Origin of the sequence: Ensifer sp. ENS10 (genome assembly GCF_014852025.1) — a bacterium.
GTDB lineage: Bacteria > Pseudomonadota > Alphaproteobacteria > Rhizobiales > Rhizobiaceae > Ensifer.
The window spans coordinates 768,804-783,569 of sequence record NZ_JACVAS010000001.1 but is presented as its reverse complement, the minus strand read 5'-3'; the positions used below and the strand labels follow the sequence as shown (position 1 = coordinate 783,569).

Here is a 14,766-nt window from a genome sequence, read left to right as displayed (position 1 = left end):
TTGATCTGAAACGTCAAGGAAAGGCAGTTTGACATGACTAAGAAACTCGTAACAACCGTCGCGGCTGGCGCGCTCTTCGCGGGTCTTGCTGTCGCCCCGGTAGCTTACACCCAGGATACGACGCAGCCTCAGCCCGACCAGACGCAGACCATGCAGCCGGCACCGACCACGGAAGCTCCGGCTAACGAAGCTCAGACGACGACGCCTCCGGCTGCAGGTGAAGCACCTGCCGACGTCGCGAAGTCGGATGCCACCTATCTGACCGAGCAGGCGAGCGACCAGATTGCAGCCAGCACCTATATGGGCCAGACCGTCTACAATGCCGGTGACGAGAGCATCGGTGAGATCAACGACCTGATCATCAAGAAGAATGGTGCCGTCGAGGCGGCCGTGATCGGCGTCGGTGGCTTCCTGGGTCTGGGCGAAAAGAATGTTGCGGTCCCGTTTGATCGCATCGCGATCGCCGAACAGCCCAATACGGACGCATTGAAGCTGACAACGACGGAAACCGCCGACACGCTGAAGGCGGCACCGGAGTTCAAGACAAAGGCGCAGCAGGTGGCCGAGCAGAACGCCAACCAGCCGGTTGACACCTCGACGACCTCTTCGACGGGCACGGCACCGGCTCAGCCGCAGCAGTAATCAGTATCAGGCTGTCTTCAGTGCACCTACAGAGAGCGGCGGTACCCATCGCCGCTCTATCCTTGTTCAAACGGGCTTTGCTCAGACGAGCACTCCATAACGAAGGGCGTCATAGATGCCCGCATGGATGTTGCGACTGGACACGGCGTCGCCGATCCGGAACATGTCGAAGCCGGCCGCGGGGTTTCGCTGCGGGATCGGGTTCTCGCCGCGAAGCAGGGCCTTGTAATCGACAGCGCCCAGATTGCGCGACAGCGGCTTCAGTTCACGATAGAGCTCATCCATCGGCAACGTACCGTGTTCGACCACGACCTGGGCCACGCGCCGTTCGACGACGGCCTTCCCCGAAAAGTCCGACCCCAGCGTCGCAATCAGCCCATTGGCATCGCGGCGGACGGATTTCAGCCGCGTGTTGATCGTGACCCGGACATTGTGCTCGGCGAAGGCGGCCGCATAGGGCACATGGTTCATGCCACCGATCTCCGGCGCGAACATGCGCTCGGGCGAAACGATCTCGAGCTCGACGCCGGCACGCGCGATCAGTTCGGCAGCCGTCATGCCGCTATGGGCACCGTTGTCGTCATAGAGCAGCACCGGGCCTTCCGGCTTCACAGCTCCGGCTATGATATCCCAGCTCGACACGACGAGGTTGTCGCCCGCATCGAGCGCAGGATTTTGCGCAATACCGCCGGTCGCCACCACGACGAGATCAGGGGCACGTTCCTCTATGTCGTCCACCCCGGCAAAGACGTTGTAGTGGATTGGAACGCCCAACCGCTCCAGCTCGGCCAGCCGCCAGTCGATGATGCCGATCAGTTCGCGGCGCCGCGGATTGCGCTGCGCCAGCAATATCTGGCCGCCGGCTGCTCCCGTCGCCTCCAGCACCTCGACCTGGTGGCCGCGCTCGGCAAGCACCCGGGCAGCTTCGAGCCCAGCCGGACCGGCGCCGACGACGACCGCCTTGCGTTTCGGCCCTTCGCTCTTCCGGATGACGTGCGGCACGATCGCCTCGCGCCCGGTGGCCGCATTGTGGATACAAAGCGCCCCGCCGCCTTCATAGATACGGTCGAGACAGTAGGTCGCGCCAACGCAGGGACGGATTTCCGCCTCCCTGCCCTCTTCGATCTTCCGGACGATATGCGGGTCGGCGATATGGGCGCGGGTCATGCCGACCATGTCGAGCTTGCCTTCGGCAATCGCGTGGCGGGCGGTCGCGACATCGGCGATGCGCGCGGCATGAAAGACCGGAAACTTCGTCGCCGCCCTCACCTCGCCGGCGAAATCGAGATGCGACGATGCGGCCATGCCCTGGATCGGAATGACCTTGGTCAACGGCGCGTCATGATCGATATGGCCTCGAATGATGTTGAGGAAGTCGACCCTGCCGGAACCCGCCAGCCGCCGGGCGATTTCGATGCCCTCCTCCTTTGAGAGCCCCTTGTCCCAATCCTCGTCTGCGACCATGCGGATGCCGACGATGAAATCCGCGCCGACGGAGGCGCGGATTGCGTCGAGCACCATGTTGGTGAACCGCAGCCGGTTGTCGAGCGAGCCGCCGAAATCGTCGTCACGATGGTTCGTCGCCGGTGACCAGAAGCCATCCATCAGGTGGCCGTAGGCCTCGAGCTCGATGCCGTCGAGGCCGGCGGCCTGCATGCGCGCGGCGGCCGCCGCATAGTCGCCGACGATACGCTCGATATCCCAGTCCTCGATCTCCTTGGGAAAGGAGCGGTGCGCGGCTTCACGCACCGGCGATGCGGAGAGAACTGGCAGCCAGTCACCCTTGTTCCAGCCGGTGCGGCGCCCGAGATGGGTAAGCTGGATCATCACCGCGCAATCATGCTCATGACAGTCGTCGGCGATCTTCTTCAGCCACGGCACGATCTCGTCCGAATAGGCGTAGAGATTGCCGAAGGCCGGCGGCGAATCCTCAGACACGATCGCCGAGCCCGCGGTCATCGTCAGCGCCATGCCGCCCTTGGCCTTTTCCAGGTGATAAAGCCGGTAGCGATCCTTCGGCATGCCGTCTTCGGAATAGGCCGGCTCGTGCGCCGTCGACATGATCCGGTTCTTGAGCGTCAGATGCTTGAGGCGATAGGGCTGGAGCAGCGGGTCTTTCGACGATGTCATTTCCTGTTCCTTGAAAGGCGATCGAGCATGCCGGTTTCGTCAGTACCAGGCATCCGCCATGCTCTCCTTGCGGCGCGTGACATAATCGATCAGCGCCTCGTCGAGTGCCACATCCAGCGGCGGCGCTTCGTATTCGGCAAGCGTCTTCTTCCAGGCGCGGTTGGCGCGTGTTGCCATATCGGTCTCGCCCTCCTCGACCCATTTTTCGAAAGGCTCATTGTCGGAGACAGCGGAGTCCCAGAAGGCCGTCTGGTAGTTGCGCATGGTGTGGTCGCAGCCGAGGAAGTGGCTGCCGGGACCGACCTGCAGGAAAGCGTCCATCGCCAACGTGTTATCGTCGACGACGACGCCGGCGAGATAGGAATGCAGGGCGCCGCAGAAATCCGTGTCCATGACGAACTTCTCGTAGGACATGGCGAGCAGCCCATCGACGAAACCGGCCGAGTGCAGGATGAAATTGGCGCCGCAGTGCACCGCCGACAGCATCGACATCGCGCCTTCCTGCATCGCCTGGGCATCGGGCAGCTTCGAATTGGAGAAGTTGCCGGCGCAGCGCAGCGGCAGGCCGAGCCGGCGCGCAAGCTGACCGACGACCATGCTGCCGATCGCCGGCTCCGGCGTGCCGAAGGTCGGCGAACCCGAACGCAGCGACATCGACGACAGGAAATTACCGAAAATCACCGGTGCGCCCTTGCGTTCGAGCTGGGTCAGCGCGCAGCCGGCGAGCGTTTCGGCATAGGACTGGGCGATGGCGCCGGCATTGGTGACAGGTCCCATGGCGCCGCCCAGAATAAAGGGCACGATGACCGCCGCCTGGTTTGCGCGCGCATAGGCGCGCAACGACTTCGTCATCGTCCCGTCCCAGACCAGCGGCGAGTTGACGTTGACATTGCCGAGGATGACGCAGTTGCGGTCGACGAAATCGCGGCCGAAAAGAATGCGCGTCATCTCGATGGAATCTTCCGCCCGCTCTTCGGCGGTGATCGAGCCCATGAAGGCGCGATCGGAATACTTGATGTGGCTGTAGACCATGTCGAGATGGCGCTTGTTGACCGGCACATCGACCGGCTCGCAGATCGTGCCGCCGGAATGGTGCAGCCAGGGGCTCGACTGCGCCAGCTTGACCAGGTTGCGAAAGTCCTCGATCGTGCCGTAGCGCCGGCCCTTGTCGAGATCCATGACGAAGGGCGACCCATAGGCCGGGGAGAAGACGACGTTGTTGCCGCCGATCTCGACATTGCGGGCCGGATTGCGGGCGTGTTGGGTGAACTGCCGTGGTGCCGACGCGACGATTTGCTTGAGCATACCGGGCTCGAAGGTTACGCGCACGCCATCAATCCTGGCGCCGGCCCGCTTCCAATGGTCGAGCGCCTCAGGGTCGTCGCGGAACTCGATGCCAACCTCGGCAAGGATACGATCGGCGACCGCCTCGATACGCAGCAGGCTCTCCTCGCCGAGGATATCGTAGGTCGGGATGTTGCGGACGATGTAGGGAACGCCGAGGCTCCGGCCCGCGCCTTCGCGCCGTTGCGGTCTTGAGCCTCGCGTCCGTCTCGGTGCCGCCTCGCCTGCTGCCAGTACTGTGTCCATTCTCACATCCTCCCATCACCTGAAATGATGCTATTGGTGAAAAATTCCATTGTAACGCTGGAAAAATTCGAGCCATGCGATAAGCATTATTTATGGAAAACCTGCGCCGCCTGCTTCCCTCCGCCGCCAGCCTCATCGTTTTCGAGGCCGCCGGCCGTCACCAGAACTTCACCCGAGCCGCCAGCGAGCTCGGCATGACGCAGGCTGCCGTCTCCTATGCCATCCGCGGCCTCGAAGACCAGTTGGGCGTGCCGCTGTTTCACCGTGTGCATCGGGCGGTGGAACTAACCGAGGCGGGGGAGAAATTTCACGCCGACGTGTCGGTCGGTCTGTCGCGCATTCAGAAGTCGGCCGAGGACATCCGCGCCAAGGGCCGCGAAACCAACGTGACGCTTGCGGCGTCGACCGCCTTTGCCTCGATGTGGATGCTGCCGCGCCTCAACCGCATGCGGGAGGATCTGCCGGAGATCGACCTCCGCATCCAGACGAGCGTGCGCGATCTCGATCTTGAGGAGGAACCGATCCCGCTCGGCATCCGCGGCGGCGACCCCGGCCACTGGCCGCGCTATCATGCCGCCCAGCTCGCCGAGGAGGTCGTCAACGCCGTCGCAACGCCGGCCTATATCGAGGAGCACGGGCTGCCGGGGACCGCAGCCGACCTGCAGCGGCACAACCTCATTCATCTCGAGGAACCGGTGCGACGGGCCTGCGACTGGACCGAATGGTTTGCGAGCGCCGGCCTCACCTATCCCAAGCAGGCACGCCGCCTGACGATCAACGATTATGTTCTGGTCATGCAGGCGGTGCTCGCGGGCGAAGGCGTGGCGCTCGGCTGGGAACACCTGATCAACCCGCAGATCCGCTCCGGCGCCCTGATGCCGGTCGCCGGACACGTGCTCAAGACCGGTCTCGCCTTTTATGTCGTCTGGCCGCGGTCACGCGAACTCAACGCCCAGGCAAAACGGGTCCGCGACTGGTTGTTGGAAGAGGGGCGGCGGGATCGCGTGGCGCTCTCGGGAACCGGTGAATAGACCGATCAGGCCTGGACCGAAACACCGCTATAACGATCGGAAAGGTACCGCATCGTCGCCACGGCATCGGCCGGTTTTCCATAGAAGTAGCCCTGCCCGAGGCCGCAACCGAGCGCCTTCAGCTTCAAGGCTTCGGAAAAGTCCTCGATGCCTTCAGCGACGACTTCCAGTTCGAGGCCCTCGCACATCGAGACGATCGCCTTGATGATGTGTTCCGAAGCACGGTCGGCGGAAATGCGCGAGACGAAGGCGCGATCGATCTTGACCTTGTCGAAAGAAAAATCGCGAAGGCGACCCAGGCTCGACTGCCCGGTGCCGAAGTCGTCGAGCGAGACGCGCACGCCGGCGGCACGCAGTTCCGCAACGATCTTCTGGGCGATGTCGGCATCGGCCATGACAGCCGTCTCGGTGATCTCCAGTTCCAATCGCCTGGGATCGAGGCCGATCTGATGGATGATCGACAGCAACCGGTGGCTGGTCGCCGGATCCATGAGCTGCGCCGAGGAGAGATTGAAGGAGAGGAAAAGCTCCTTCGGCCAGGAGAGCGCCGCATGCGCCGCCTTGCGCAACAGCACTTCAGCGAGAGATTCGATAAACCCGCGCTCCTCGGCCAGCGGCACGAAAACAGCCGGGGAAACATAGCCGAGATCGGCGTCGCACCAGCGCGCCAGGGCTTCGAAACCGACGACTGCATCATTGCGCAGATCGACGATCGGCTGGAAATGCACGTCGACCTCATTGGCGATGATGGCATTGCGCAGCGCCTGCTCGAGCTGCGTTGCGCGCTTCATTTCCTGAGCGATTTCCTGCGAATAGACGGTGATCTGGCCACGGCCGCGCCGCTTCGAACGATAGAGTGCTGTATCTGCGCTCTTCAGCAGATCCTCGAACACTTCTCCGGCAAAGGGGTAGACCGCAAATCCGAAGGACGCGGACAGACGCACATGGCGGTCGCCGAGATCGAAGGGCGCCGACAGCACCTCCTTCAACATCTGCCCGACCTTCTCCGCCCCCTTGCGCTCGAAGACGAGCGGCAGGACGAAGGCGAACTCGTCACTTTCCGAACGGGTGATCGTCGCCCCCTCGGGCGCGCAGGCTTTCAGCCGGTAGGCCACCTGGCAGAGGATCTCGTCACCAGCCGCCGGCCCGAACAGGTCATTGATCGGCTTGAAACCATCGATATTGGCAAGGCCGATGGTGAAGGGCGCGGGATCGCTTGCACGCTCCCTGGCGAGATCCAGCACGGTCTGGCGCAGGCAGCGGGAATTACCGAGCCCCGTCAATAGATCGACGTTGCCCGTCACGGCGGGCATCTCGAGGCCGATGCGATGATAGGGGGTCTCAACCGCCGTCATTGCCGCGTCTCCGCAGCTCGGTCAGCAGTATGCGGGCGACGACGCTCCGCTGCCGGCGAAACCGAACGCCACGGCGCGAACCGGCAATGTCGTTCCGACACGGTCCGGACATGGGCAACGGGATGGGCGCAATGCATTCGGGCGGGCTCTACACTTTAACGGCAATTCGGTGCAGACGATCGCAATCGGCGGTTAACAATCCGATATCGCTCTGCTCCTAGATCTGCCATTAGCCTCCCCAATTCTAGCGAGTTGACACGTCTTTCATTCAACCTGCCGTTCGCATCGCCTTTGCCGGCATGAATTTTCTAAGCACCGCCTCGATCATGTCGGGGCTCACGGGCTTCATGATATGGTCGTCCATGCCCGATGCCTTGCACTGCTGCAGGTCGATATCCAGCGCCTGCGCGGTGACCGCGATGATCGGCGTTTTCTGCCCTCTGGTATTTTCTGCCGACCGGATGGCGACCGTGGCATCGAAGCCGTTCATGATCGGCATCGAGACGTCCATCAGCACCAGAGCCGGTTGCAGTTCATGCCAGAGCTCGACGGCCTCGCGGCCGTTGGCGGCGATCCGATGCGAGACGCCGAGCCCCTCCAGGATTTGCGTGAACACGAACTGGTTGATCTGATTGTCTTCGGCAACGAGCACGTCGACCTGTGGCGTCGGCGGAGGTGCAGCAATCCCCTCGCCTTCAAACGACAACGACCAATCGGGCTGCAGCGTCGGAGACGCCGTAGTCCGCTCGGAGCAGACGCGGAACACTTCGGCCAGCACCGCAGCGCCGTCCTGCTGCGCGGAAAGCGGCAGGACCGGGCAATGACGCCAGGCCGAAACGATCTGCTGTCTCTCGGAAAACGCCAGGTCGAGAAGCAGGACATCGAGCTTGATGCCGGCGTCCTCGACCGCATGTCCGAAGGCACGAAGCTCACCCGCATCGCGAACAGCGCAGGCGTCGAGCCCAGAGCCACGCAGACGCCCGACGAGCCGGTCTTCCATCGCCCGGTCGGTCGTGGCAACCAGGACACGAAGACCGCGGGCCGGCAAGGTCTCGATCATCGATCCCGCTTCCACGAGTTGCTGGACATTCAGCGCCCGGAACGGGTCGTAGAAATTCTGCGCCGCCGCGAAGATGCTGTAATCGCGGATCTGCAGGCCAACTTCGGCCGGAGGTTCATCGCTACTCTGATGCAAGAGGGCGATATCGGTGACGTCGTTCATGCAGGTCACGACGAAATGACGGCCGGGCATGCCGACGCGGTACTTGCGCGTGAGCACCCAGAGATCGCTGCCATCGGCGCGCACGATGTGCTCGGCCTGCGAGTATGGCTTGCCGGTCTCGAGCACCATGCGGTCGGACTGCTCGAAACGTTCGGCAAGCTCGCTTTCGACCAGATCCCAGGCGGAACGGCCGAGAATGGCATCCTGCTGCAGATCATGGATCAGGCAGAAGGCCTTGTTGACGGCGATATAGTTGAGGTTGCGATCCTTGACGCAGATCGGATTGGGCTGGGCATCGAGGATCTGTTCGGTCAGCTCGACGCGCTCCAGGTCCGTCTGAAGCTGCTCGTCGCGCTTCTTCTGATCGGAAACGTCACTGATCGACAGGATGCCGATGCCGCTCGATAGCCGACGCTTGCGCATCGAAACCCAGCGGGTACGGCCGGCGCGCTCGACGCTTTCGTAACGTTCGCGCCAGTGCAGCGCCATATGCTCGGCAATCCAGTCCTCGCGATTGGTGCGGCGGCGGCTGCTTTCCGGAACGGTGCCCGGGCGAACGCCGGTGTCATAAACGGCGCCGAGAAAATCTCGCAGACGCGTGCCCGGCATCAGGATTTCCGACGGCACAGGGAAGAACTGCAGCATCGTGCGGCTGGCAAAGAGAATGGTGTCGTCTCGACTGCAGACAAGCACAGCGATGCCGAGTGCGTCGCAGCTCGACTCCAGAATGATCCGGTTGATGTCCGCGCCGTTCGACGCCCCATCGCTCATTGCGCTGTCCTCACTCGCCTACCGCATGCTTCAATCGTCCCCGATCTGAGGAAACATGCGGCCATTCACAGTGCTACAGCGACCTCAGCGCGCCCAGTAGGACGCGCGGCGCTGCGGCGGCGGTTCATTTCGGGACATGCTGGGAAGGCCTTGGCAGGCGTCTCTTCGAGCGGCGGGAGTACGGCGTCCAGCTACGCCGCAATGCTCAAAAGACAAAACCCGTGATCATTCAGGTTGTGGTGGAAAATCGCAGCAGAGTGTTAAGGGGCGATTAAACCGCCCGCTCATTTTTCCGCAACGAAGACCGCGTTCATTTAAGGCCGCGGACGAGGCGCCATTTCCCCTTTCGTTTCCCAAGCGAATCCGGGAAAATGGGACATGGCCATCAAGCAACTTTCAGAAACCCTCATCAACCAGATCGCCGCCGGCGAAGTCATCGAACGCCCCGCCAGCGCCGCCAAGGAACTGATTGAGAACGCCCTCGACGCCGGCGCCACGCGCATCGAAATCGCGACCGCAGGCGGCGGCAAGACGCTCCTGCGCGTGACCGACAATGGCTCAGGCATGACGCCGAACGATCTCGAACTGGCGGTGCGCCGGCACTGTACGTCGAAGCTCGACGACAGCCTGTTCGACATTCGCACGCTCGGCTTTCGGGGCGAGGCGCTGCCTTCGATCGGCTCGGTCGCTCGCCTCTCGATCACCACACGCACGGTCGGCGCCACTGAAGGCGCGGTCATCGCCGTCACCGGCGGCAAGACCGATCCGGTTCGCCCGTCGCCCGCCAATACCGGCACGGTTGTCGAGGTCCGCGACCTCTTCTTCGCGACGCCGGCGCGGCTGAAATTCATGAAGTCCGAGAAGGCGGAAGCGGCGGCGATCTCCGAGATCGTACGCCGCATGGCGATCGCCTTCCCGGCGGTCCGCTTCGTGCTCTCAGGCAGCGACCGCTCGACGCTGGAATTCCCGGCGACCGGCGACGATCGTCTGGCGCGCATGGCCCAGGTGCTCGGCAAGGATTTCCGCGACAACGCGATCGAAATCGATGCGACACGCGAAGATGTCGGGCTCACCGGCTTTGCCGGCGTGCCGACCTACAATCGCGGCAACTCGCTGCAGCAATATGTCTTCGTCAATGGCCGCCCGGTGCAGGACAAGCTGTTGCTGTCGGCGATCCGGGCCGCCTATTCCGAAACGATCCCGAGCGGCCGCTATCCGGTCGCGGTGCTGTCGATCGCGCTCGACCCGGCGCTCGTCGACGTCAACGTGCATCCGGCGAAATCCGATGTGCGCTTCCGCGACCCGGGCCTCATCCGCGGGCTGATCATCGGTGCCATCCGCGAGGCGCTGACGCGCGAAGGCGACCGGGCGGCAACCACCGGCGCCAGTGGTCTGATGCGGGCCTTCCGAGCGGAGTCCTATCGGCCGCAGGCGCCGTGGACGCCGGAAACTTCGCCATCACGACCCATGCAATTCGAGACGGTGAACGGCCGCTTCTCCGAACAGCCGCAGGCGAGCTTCGCTGCCTTTGCGGCACCATCGGCACGGACTGGCGCCCCGTCCGAGCGTGAGGCAGCGGTCGCGCAACAGGAAACGCCGGCACCGCCATCCTTCCCGCTCGGCGCGGTCAGGGCGCAGCTCCATGAGAACTACATCGTCGCCCAGACGAATGACGGCCTCGTCATCGTCGACCAGCATGCCGCCCATGAGCGGCTGGTGTTCGAGGCGATGCGCACGGCGCTGCATTCACGGCCCGTCGCGGCGCAGGCTTTGCTGATCCCGGAAATCGTCGATCTGGCCGAAGACGATTGCGACCGACTGATGGCGCATGCGGCGGAGTTCGCCCGCCTTGGCCTTGCCATCGAACGCTTCGGCCCGGGGGCGATCGCCGTGCGCGAGACGCCTGCCATGCTCGGCGAAATGGATGCCGTCGGCCTGGTGCGCCAGCTTGCCGACGAACTTGCCGAATGGGACACCGCCAACGGCCTCACAAGCCGGCTCGAATATCTTGCCGCGACGATGGCCTGCCATGGATCGGTGCGCTCCGGCCGACGCATGCGCACCGAGGAAATGAACGCTTTGCTGCGGCAGATGGAGGCGACGCCCGGCTCCGGCCAATGCAACCACGGGCGGCCGACCTATATCGAGCTCAAGCTTTCCGATATTGAACGGCTGTTCGGCCGAAGCTGATCGCGCGCGGCGGCGAAATGCGGCTGGCATTTTGCCGGATGGCGAGCTAGACCAGAGAACAGACCACAGAGACGCAATAGGCAACGAACATGATGAACCGGTTTGAAGGAAGCGCGTCGCGCGAGGCGAAAATCCGTTATCTCGACGGCGACTTTCAGATCATTCTCGCCGGCTCGCATGTGATCTGCGCGATGACCGGCAAGACCATTCCCGTCGACGAGCTGCGCTACTGGAGCGTCGCCCGGCAGGAAGCCTATGTCGATGCGGAAGCCTCGCTCGAGGCGGAAAAGCGCGCCGGCGCGCTGCCGAACCAGCGCCGCTAAGGCTCAGCCCGGCTTCTCCCACACCGATAAGTGATTACTTGCTCGCGCCTTCGCGCAGCTTTCGCGCGCGCGCGGCAGCAAGTGCCGTCTCGATAATCTTCTTGGGCGCCATAGGGTCGTCGAAGCGCACGTCGATTTCGATCACGCGGCTGGCCGCGGCCAGCTCGGCGGCGCGGCCATGGCCGGGCTCGAGCCGAACCATGTCCTTGGCGGTCGTGACAAGCGTGCAGCCCAAGGCCGCCGCTCGATCGAGCAGGTCGGCGATCTCGTCGTCGGAGAAATGGTGATGATCCGGAAAGCTGCGGGTTTCCTCGACGACAGCACCGGTCTCGCGCACCGTGCGGTAGAATTTCTCCGGATCGGCGATACCGGCCCAGGCAAGGACCTTGACGCCTTTCAGCGACCCGTCGTCGAGCCTCACCACATCGGCCTCGTAGATCTGCTTTCCGGCGCGGGCTGCGCGGCGGATCAGGGCATCGGCCTCCGTGCCGCCGCCGATCTTCAGCAATGCCGTGGCGTGCCGAAGTTGATTGGGCAGCGGCGCCCGCACGGGGCCTGCCGGCACCAGATAGCCGTTGCCGATGCCGCGGCGCGAGTCGATGACCAAAAGCGCAAAGTCGAAGGCCAGACGCGCGCTCTGGAAGCCGTCGTCCATGATGATGATATCGACACCTTCCTTCGCCAGCCGGCGGGCGCCATCGACACGGCGGCGGCAGACGACGGTCAACGCCTCACGCGCCAGAAGCAGGGGCTCGTCGCCGACATCGCGCGCACGGTGATGCTCCGGATCGACGACGGTCGTCACGTCGAGCGAGCCGCCATAGCCGCGGCTCAGGAACCCGGGTTTCAACCCTTTCTGACGGATGACGCGGGCAAGCGCGATCGCGGTCGGCGTCTTGCCGGCGCCGCCGACGGTGAAGTTGCCGATGCAGATGACCGGAACCGGAACCGAGGCTCGATGGGCTCGGTCCATGCGCAGGCCGGCAATCCGGCCATATACCCATGAAAACGGCCACAACGCGCGCGCACGCCAATCCGCCTTTGTCCACCAGAATGGTGGCGCTTCCGATACCATCTTCGTTCCGTGCCCCAGCCGGTGTCGTCCATCCGCTCCGGGAGGACATATGTCGTTCTTGCCGCCGGAAGCCGGCGGATCGCCCAAAAAACGTCAGAATGTGAAAAAACGCAAGCTATGGATACGATTGCAGCGACCTGGGCCGGCGGCCGCGCGGCAGAATGGCCTGCCGACAGACAAGTGCTTCACGCTTTTCCCGGATTTGCGACTAGAGCGTCCCGCTTTCAAGCGGAATCACGTGAAAGCGGAAAGATGCTCTAGAAACAAAGTGCTAGAGCGTCCTTAGTGCGTTCATCTGAACACACGGCGCTCTAGAGGACAGCCTCAAGTTCGGTGATGTCGGCAAGGCAATGGTCCGAAGCCGCCGCGAGCGACTGGCGCGAACCGGTCCCGGTCAGCACCGCGACCGTCATGCCGACGCCGGCACTGCGGCCCATGTGCATGTCGTGATTGTTGTCGCCGACGACGACGACCTGATGCGGCTCCAAGCCTGTTGCGGCACAAAAGCCGAGCACCATGCCAGGCTCCGGCTTGACGCCGTAGCCGCTGTCATAACCCGCTACATAATGCAGGTAACCATCGAAACCGAAGCGTTTGGCGGTCTCGCGGATCGATTTTTCGTTGTCGCTGGAGGCGACCCCAAGCCGATAGCCCTTGGCATGCAGACCGGCGAAGAATGTGCCAAGATCGGTGACCGGGACGGCATATTCCGCCGAGCGCGCGAACAGGCTGTCGAACAGGGTGGTGAGATCCGCCACGGTAAAGGGCGCGCCCGCCCCCACGAAACCGGTCGCGATCTCAACCGTGTTGCCCGCCGCAAGCAGGCTGTCAGGCAGTACATGGCCGGTGTCGGCGTCCATGCCGCCCGCTTTCAGCAATACGCGGGCCAATGCCTCATCACCCTTGGCCGCAAGCCGTGCCAGCTCATAGTTCACCGGCACCCAGCTCTTTGCGTAGTCGAGCAGGGTTCCGTCCTTGTCGAACAGGATGCCGGCTATGGCCTTGGGTGCGGTCATGATGAGGGATCGTCTCCTGTTTGTGTCAGCTTTCGGTCGGGGGATTGAGACGCGCCTTGACGATGAGCGGATTGATATAGGGCTCGAGCCCCTTCATCGTCGCCGACAGAGCGCCGCGCATCTCTTGCACGGTTTCGAGGCCGGCATCGATCATCGAGCGACGCATGTCGTCGTTGGCGAGCAGATAGTTGACGCCCTTCGCCAGCATCTCGACGTCGCGCACGATCTTGGCGCTGCCGTTCTTTGCAAGCGTCTGATAAGTCTCGCGAAAATTTTGCACATTGCCGCCGGACAGGATAGCGCAGCCGAGCATCGCCGGCTCCAGCGGGTTCTGGCCGCCTTCGGCAAAGAGCGAGCGGCCGACAAAGGCGACTTCGGTCAGGCGCAGATAGAGGCCCATTTCACCGATGGTGTCGCCGAGGAAGACATCGACATCCGGCGTCAGCGGATCACGCCGCGTGCGCCGCGCGACCTTCAGGCCCTTGGCCGTCAGCGCCGCCTCGATCGCATCGCCGCGCTCGGGATGGCGCGGCACGATGATCGTCAGGAGGCCAGTCCGTTCCTTCAGCGCGCGGTGCACGACGCCGGCCGCGTTTTCCTCGCCGTCGAAGGTCGAGATCGCCGCCCAGGTCTTCCGCGTGCCGATCTGCTGCTGATACTCCTTCAGCGCCAGCGGATCATGCGGCGGCGCATCTGTGTCGACCTTCAGGTTGCCGGAGACCATGACCGGCAGTGCGCCGAGGGTGCGGAAGCGCTCCGCATCGACATCGGACTGGGCGATGACCAGCGCCAGGTTTTCGAACAGCGCGTCGGCGAGCGCCGGCCGCCGCTTCCACCGGGCGAAGGTGCGATCGGACAGACGGCCGTTCACCAGAACCTGCGGAATATGGCGCCGGCCGAGCTCCAGGATGGTCATCGGCCAGATTTCGGACTCGGCGATGATTGCGAGATCCGGCTCCCAATAGTTCAGAAACCGGCTGACCGCCGGCTTGAAATCGAGCGGAACATATTGGTGGATGACACCCGCACCGAGGCGCTGGGCGACGACGCGTGCCGAGGTCGTCGTTCCCGTCGTCAGCACGACATTGATGCCGCGCCTGCGGATTTCCTTGATCAGCGGGATGACCGCATTGGTCTCGCCGACGCTGGCGGCATGAAACCAGACGAGCGGGCCTTGCGGCCGCGGTGCGCTCGCATGGCCGTAGCGCTCGCGACGCCGAGCCGGATCCTCCTTGCCCTTCGCCGCGCGAATGGCGAGGTAGGACCAAACCAGGGGATAGATGGCCGAGCCGATCCAGCGATAGCTGGAGAGCGCCAGGCGCGCGCGAAAGCTGCTCATGACGAGACACCTTCCCCAGCCGTCTCAGCGGCGAGAAACTTAGGGGCGACTGGCATGCGGGTTTGCGCCGCGCATCCCGACC

General features: G+C 63.6%; 11 protein-coding genes. 4 read left to right on the top strand and 7 right to left on the bottom strand.

Features of this window, described 5'->3' with window-relative positions; genetic code table 11:
- Positions 1-33: 33 nt before the first annotated feature.
- The gene (locus IB265_RS03775) at positions 34-642 is read left to right on the top strand and encodes a PRC-barrel domain-containing protein (RefSeq protein ID WP_057250841.1); all 609 of its coding nucleotides are present in this window, start codon (positions 34-36) and stop codon (positions 640-642) included.
- A gap of 81 nt (positions 643-723) precedes the next feature.
- On the opposite strand, the gene IB265_RS03770 is transcribed toward IB265_RS03775, so the two are convergent.
- Both IB265_RS03770 and IB265_RS03765 read right to left on the bottom strand, forming a co-directional pair.
- Positions 724-2,772, bottom strand: a complete 2,049-nt coding sequence (locus IB265_RS03770; protein ID WP_192494631.1) for an NADH:flavin oxidoreductase — start codon at positions 2,770-2,772, stop codon at positions 724-726.
- Between the two features lie 39 nt (positions 2,773-2,811).
- The gene (locus IB265_RS03765; RefSeq protein WP_057250845.1) at positions 2,812-4,362 is read right to left on the bottom strand and encodes a trimethylamine methyltransferase family protein; all 1,551 of its coding nucleotides are present in this window, start codon (positions 4,360-4,362) and stop codon (positions 2,812-2,814) included.
- Positions 4,363-4,454: 92 nt separating this feature from the next.
- On the opposite strand from IB265_RS03765, the gene IB265_RS03760 reads away from it, so the two are divergent.
- Positions 4,455-5,393: a LysR substrate-binding domain-containing protein gene (locus IB265_RS03760; RefSeq protein ID WP_057250847.1), complete on the top strand. Its 939-nt coding sequence runs from the start codon at positions 4,455-4,457 to the stop codon at positions 5,391-5,393.
- Between the two features lie 5 nt (positions 5,394-5,398).
- On the opposite strand, the gene IB265_RS03755 is transcribed toward IB265_RS03760, so the two are convergent.
- Both IB265_RS03755 and IB265_RS03750 read right to left on the bottom strand, forming a co-directional pair.
- Positions 5,399-6,706: a bifunctional diguanylate cyclase/phosphodiesterase gene (locus tag IB265_RS03755; protein ID WP_057251098.1), complete on the bottom strand. Its 1,308-nt coding sequence runs from the start codon at positions 6,704-6,706 to the stop codon at positions 5,399-5,401.
- Positions 6,707-7,016: 310 nt separating this feature from the next.
- Positions 7,017-8,741, bottom strand: coding sequence for a response regulator (locus tag IB265_RS03750; protein WP_057250849.1), 1,725 nt, complete (start codon positions 8,739-8,741; stop codon positions 7,017-7,019).
- A gap of 378 nt (positions 8,742-9,119) precedes the next feature.
- On the opposite strand from IB265_RS03750, the gene mutL reads away from it, so the two are divergent.
- Positions 9,120-10,931 (top strand): DNA mismatch repair endonuclease MutL, encoded by a 1,812-nt coding sequence (mutL, locus tag IB265_RS03745; RefSeq protein WP_192494630.1) that lies wholly within the window; start codon positions 9,120-9,122, stop codon positions 10,929-10,931.
- 89 nt (positions 10,932-11,020) lie between these two features.
- Positions 11,021-11,254 carry a DUF2093 domain-containing protein gene (locus IB265_RS03740; protein ID WP_057250852.1) on the top strand — a complete coding sequence of 78 codons (234 nt, stop codon included), beginning with the start codon at positions 11,021-11,023 and terminating at the stop codon, positions 11,252-11,254.
- Between the two features lie 34 nt (positions 11,255-11,288).
- Here IB265_RS03740 and lpxK read toward each other — a convergent pair whose 3' ends face one another.
- The 3 genes from lpxK to waaA all read right to left on the bottom strand — a co-directional run bounded on the left by lpxK (position 11,289) and on the right by waaA (position 14,684).
- Positions 11,289-12,329 carry a tetraacyldisaccharide 4'-kinase gene (lpxK, locus tag IB265_RS03735; RefSeq protein ID WP_057250854.1) on the bottom strand — a complete coding sequence of 347 codons (1,041 nt, stop codon included), beginning with the start codon at positions 12,327-12,329 and terminating at the stop codon, positions 11,289-11,291.
- A 311-nt stretch (positions 12,330-12,640) separates the two neighbouring features.
- A complete protein-coding gene (locus IB265_RS03730; RefSeq protein WP_057250856.1) occupies positions 12,641-13,345 on the bottom strand; it encodes an HAD family hydrolase in 705 nt (234 codons plus the stop codon).
- A 25-nt stretch (positions 13,346-13,370) separates the two neighbouring features.
- Positions 13,371-14,684 (bottom strand): lipid IV(A) 3-deoxy-D-manno-octulosonic acid transferase, encoded by a 1,314-nt coding sequence (gene waaA, locus IB265_RS03725; protein WP_057250858.1) that lies wholly within the window; start codon positions 14,682-14,684, stop codon positions 13,371-13,373.
- Between the last annotated feature and the right edge of the window lie 82 nt (positions 14,685-14,766).

Excerpts from the sequence above, each read along its gene's own strand:
- IB265_RS03775 (WP_057250841.1), top strand. The coding sequence starts at position 34 with ATGACTAAGAAACTCGTAACAACCGTCGCGGCTGGCGCGCTCTTCGCG.
- IB265_RS03770 (WP_192494631.1), bottom strand. The coding sequence starts at position 2,772 with ATGACATCGTCGAAAGACCCGCTGCTCCAGCCCTATCGCCTCAAGCAT.
- IB265_RS03765 (WP_057250845.1), bottom strand. The coding sequence starts at position 4,362 with ATGGACACAGTACTGGCAGCAGGCGAGGCGGCACCGAGACGGACGCGA.
- IB265_RS03760 (WP_057250847.1), top strand. The coding sequence starts at position 4,455 with ATGGAAAACCTGCGCCGCCTGCTTCCCTCCGCCGCCAGCCTCATCGTT.
- IB265_RS03755 (WP_057251098.1), bottom strand. The coding sequence starts at position 6,706 with ATGCCCGCCGTGACGGGCAACGTCGATCTATTGACGGGGCTCGGTAAT.
- IB265_RS03750 (WP_057250849.1), bottom strand. The coding sequence starts at position 8,741 with ATGAGCGATGGGGCGTCGAACGGCGCGGACATCAACCGGATCATTCTG.
- mutL (WP_192494630.1), top strand. The coding sequence starts at position 9,120 with ATGGCCATCAAGCAACTTTCAGAAACCCTCATCAACCAGATCGCCGCC.
- IB265_RS03740 (WP_057250852.1), top strand. The coding sequence starts at position 11,021 with ATGATGAACCGGTTTGAAGGAAGCGCGTCGCGCGAGGCGAAAATCCGT.
- lpxK (WP_057250854.1), bottom strand. The coding sequence starts at position 12,329 with ATGGTATCGGAAGCGCCACCATTCTGGTGGACAAAGGCGGATTGGCGT.
- IB265_RS03730 (WP_057250856.1), bottom strand. The coding sequence starts at position 13,345 with ATGACCGCACCCAAGGCCATAGCCGGCATCCTGTTCGACAAGGACGGA.
- waaA (WP_057250858.1), bottom strand. The coding sequence starts at position 14,684 with ATGAGCAGCTTTCGCGCGCGCCTGGCGCTCTCCAGCTATCGCTGGATC.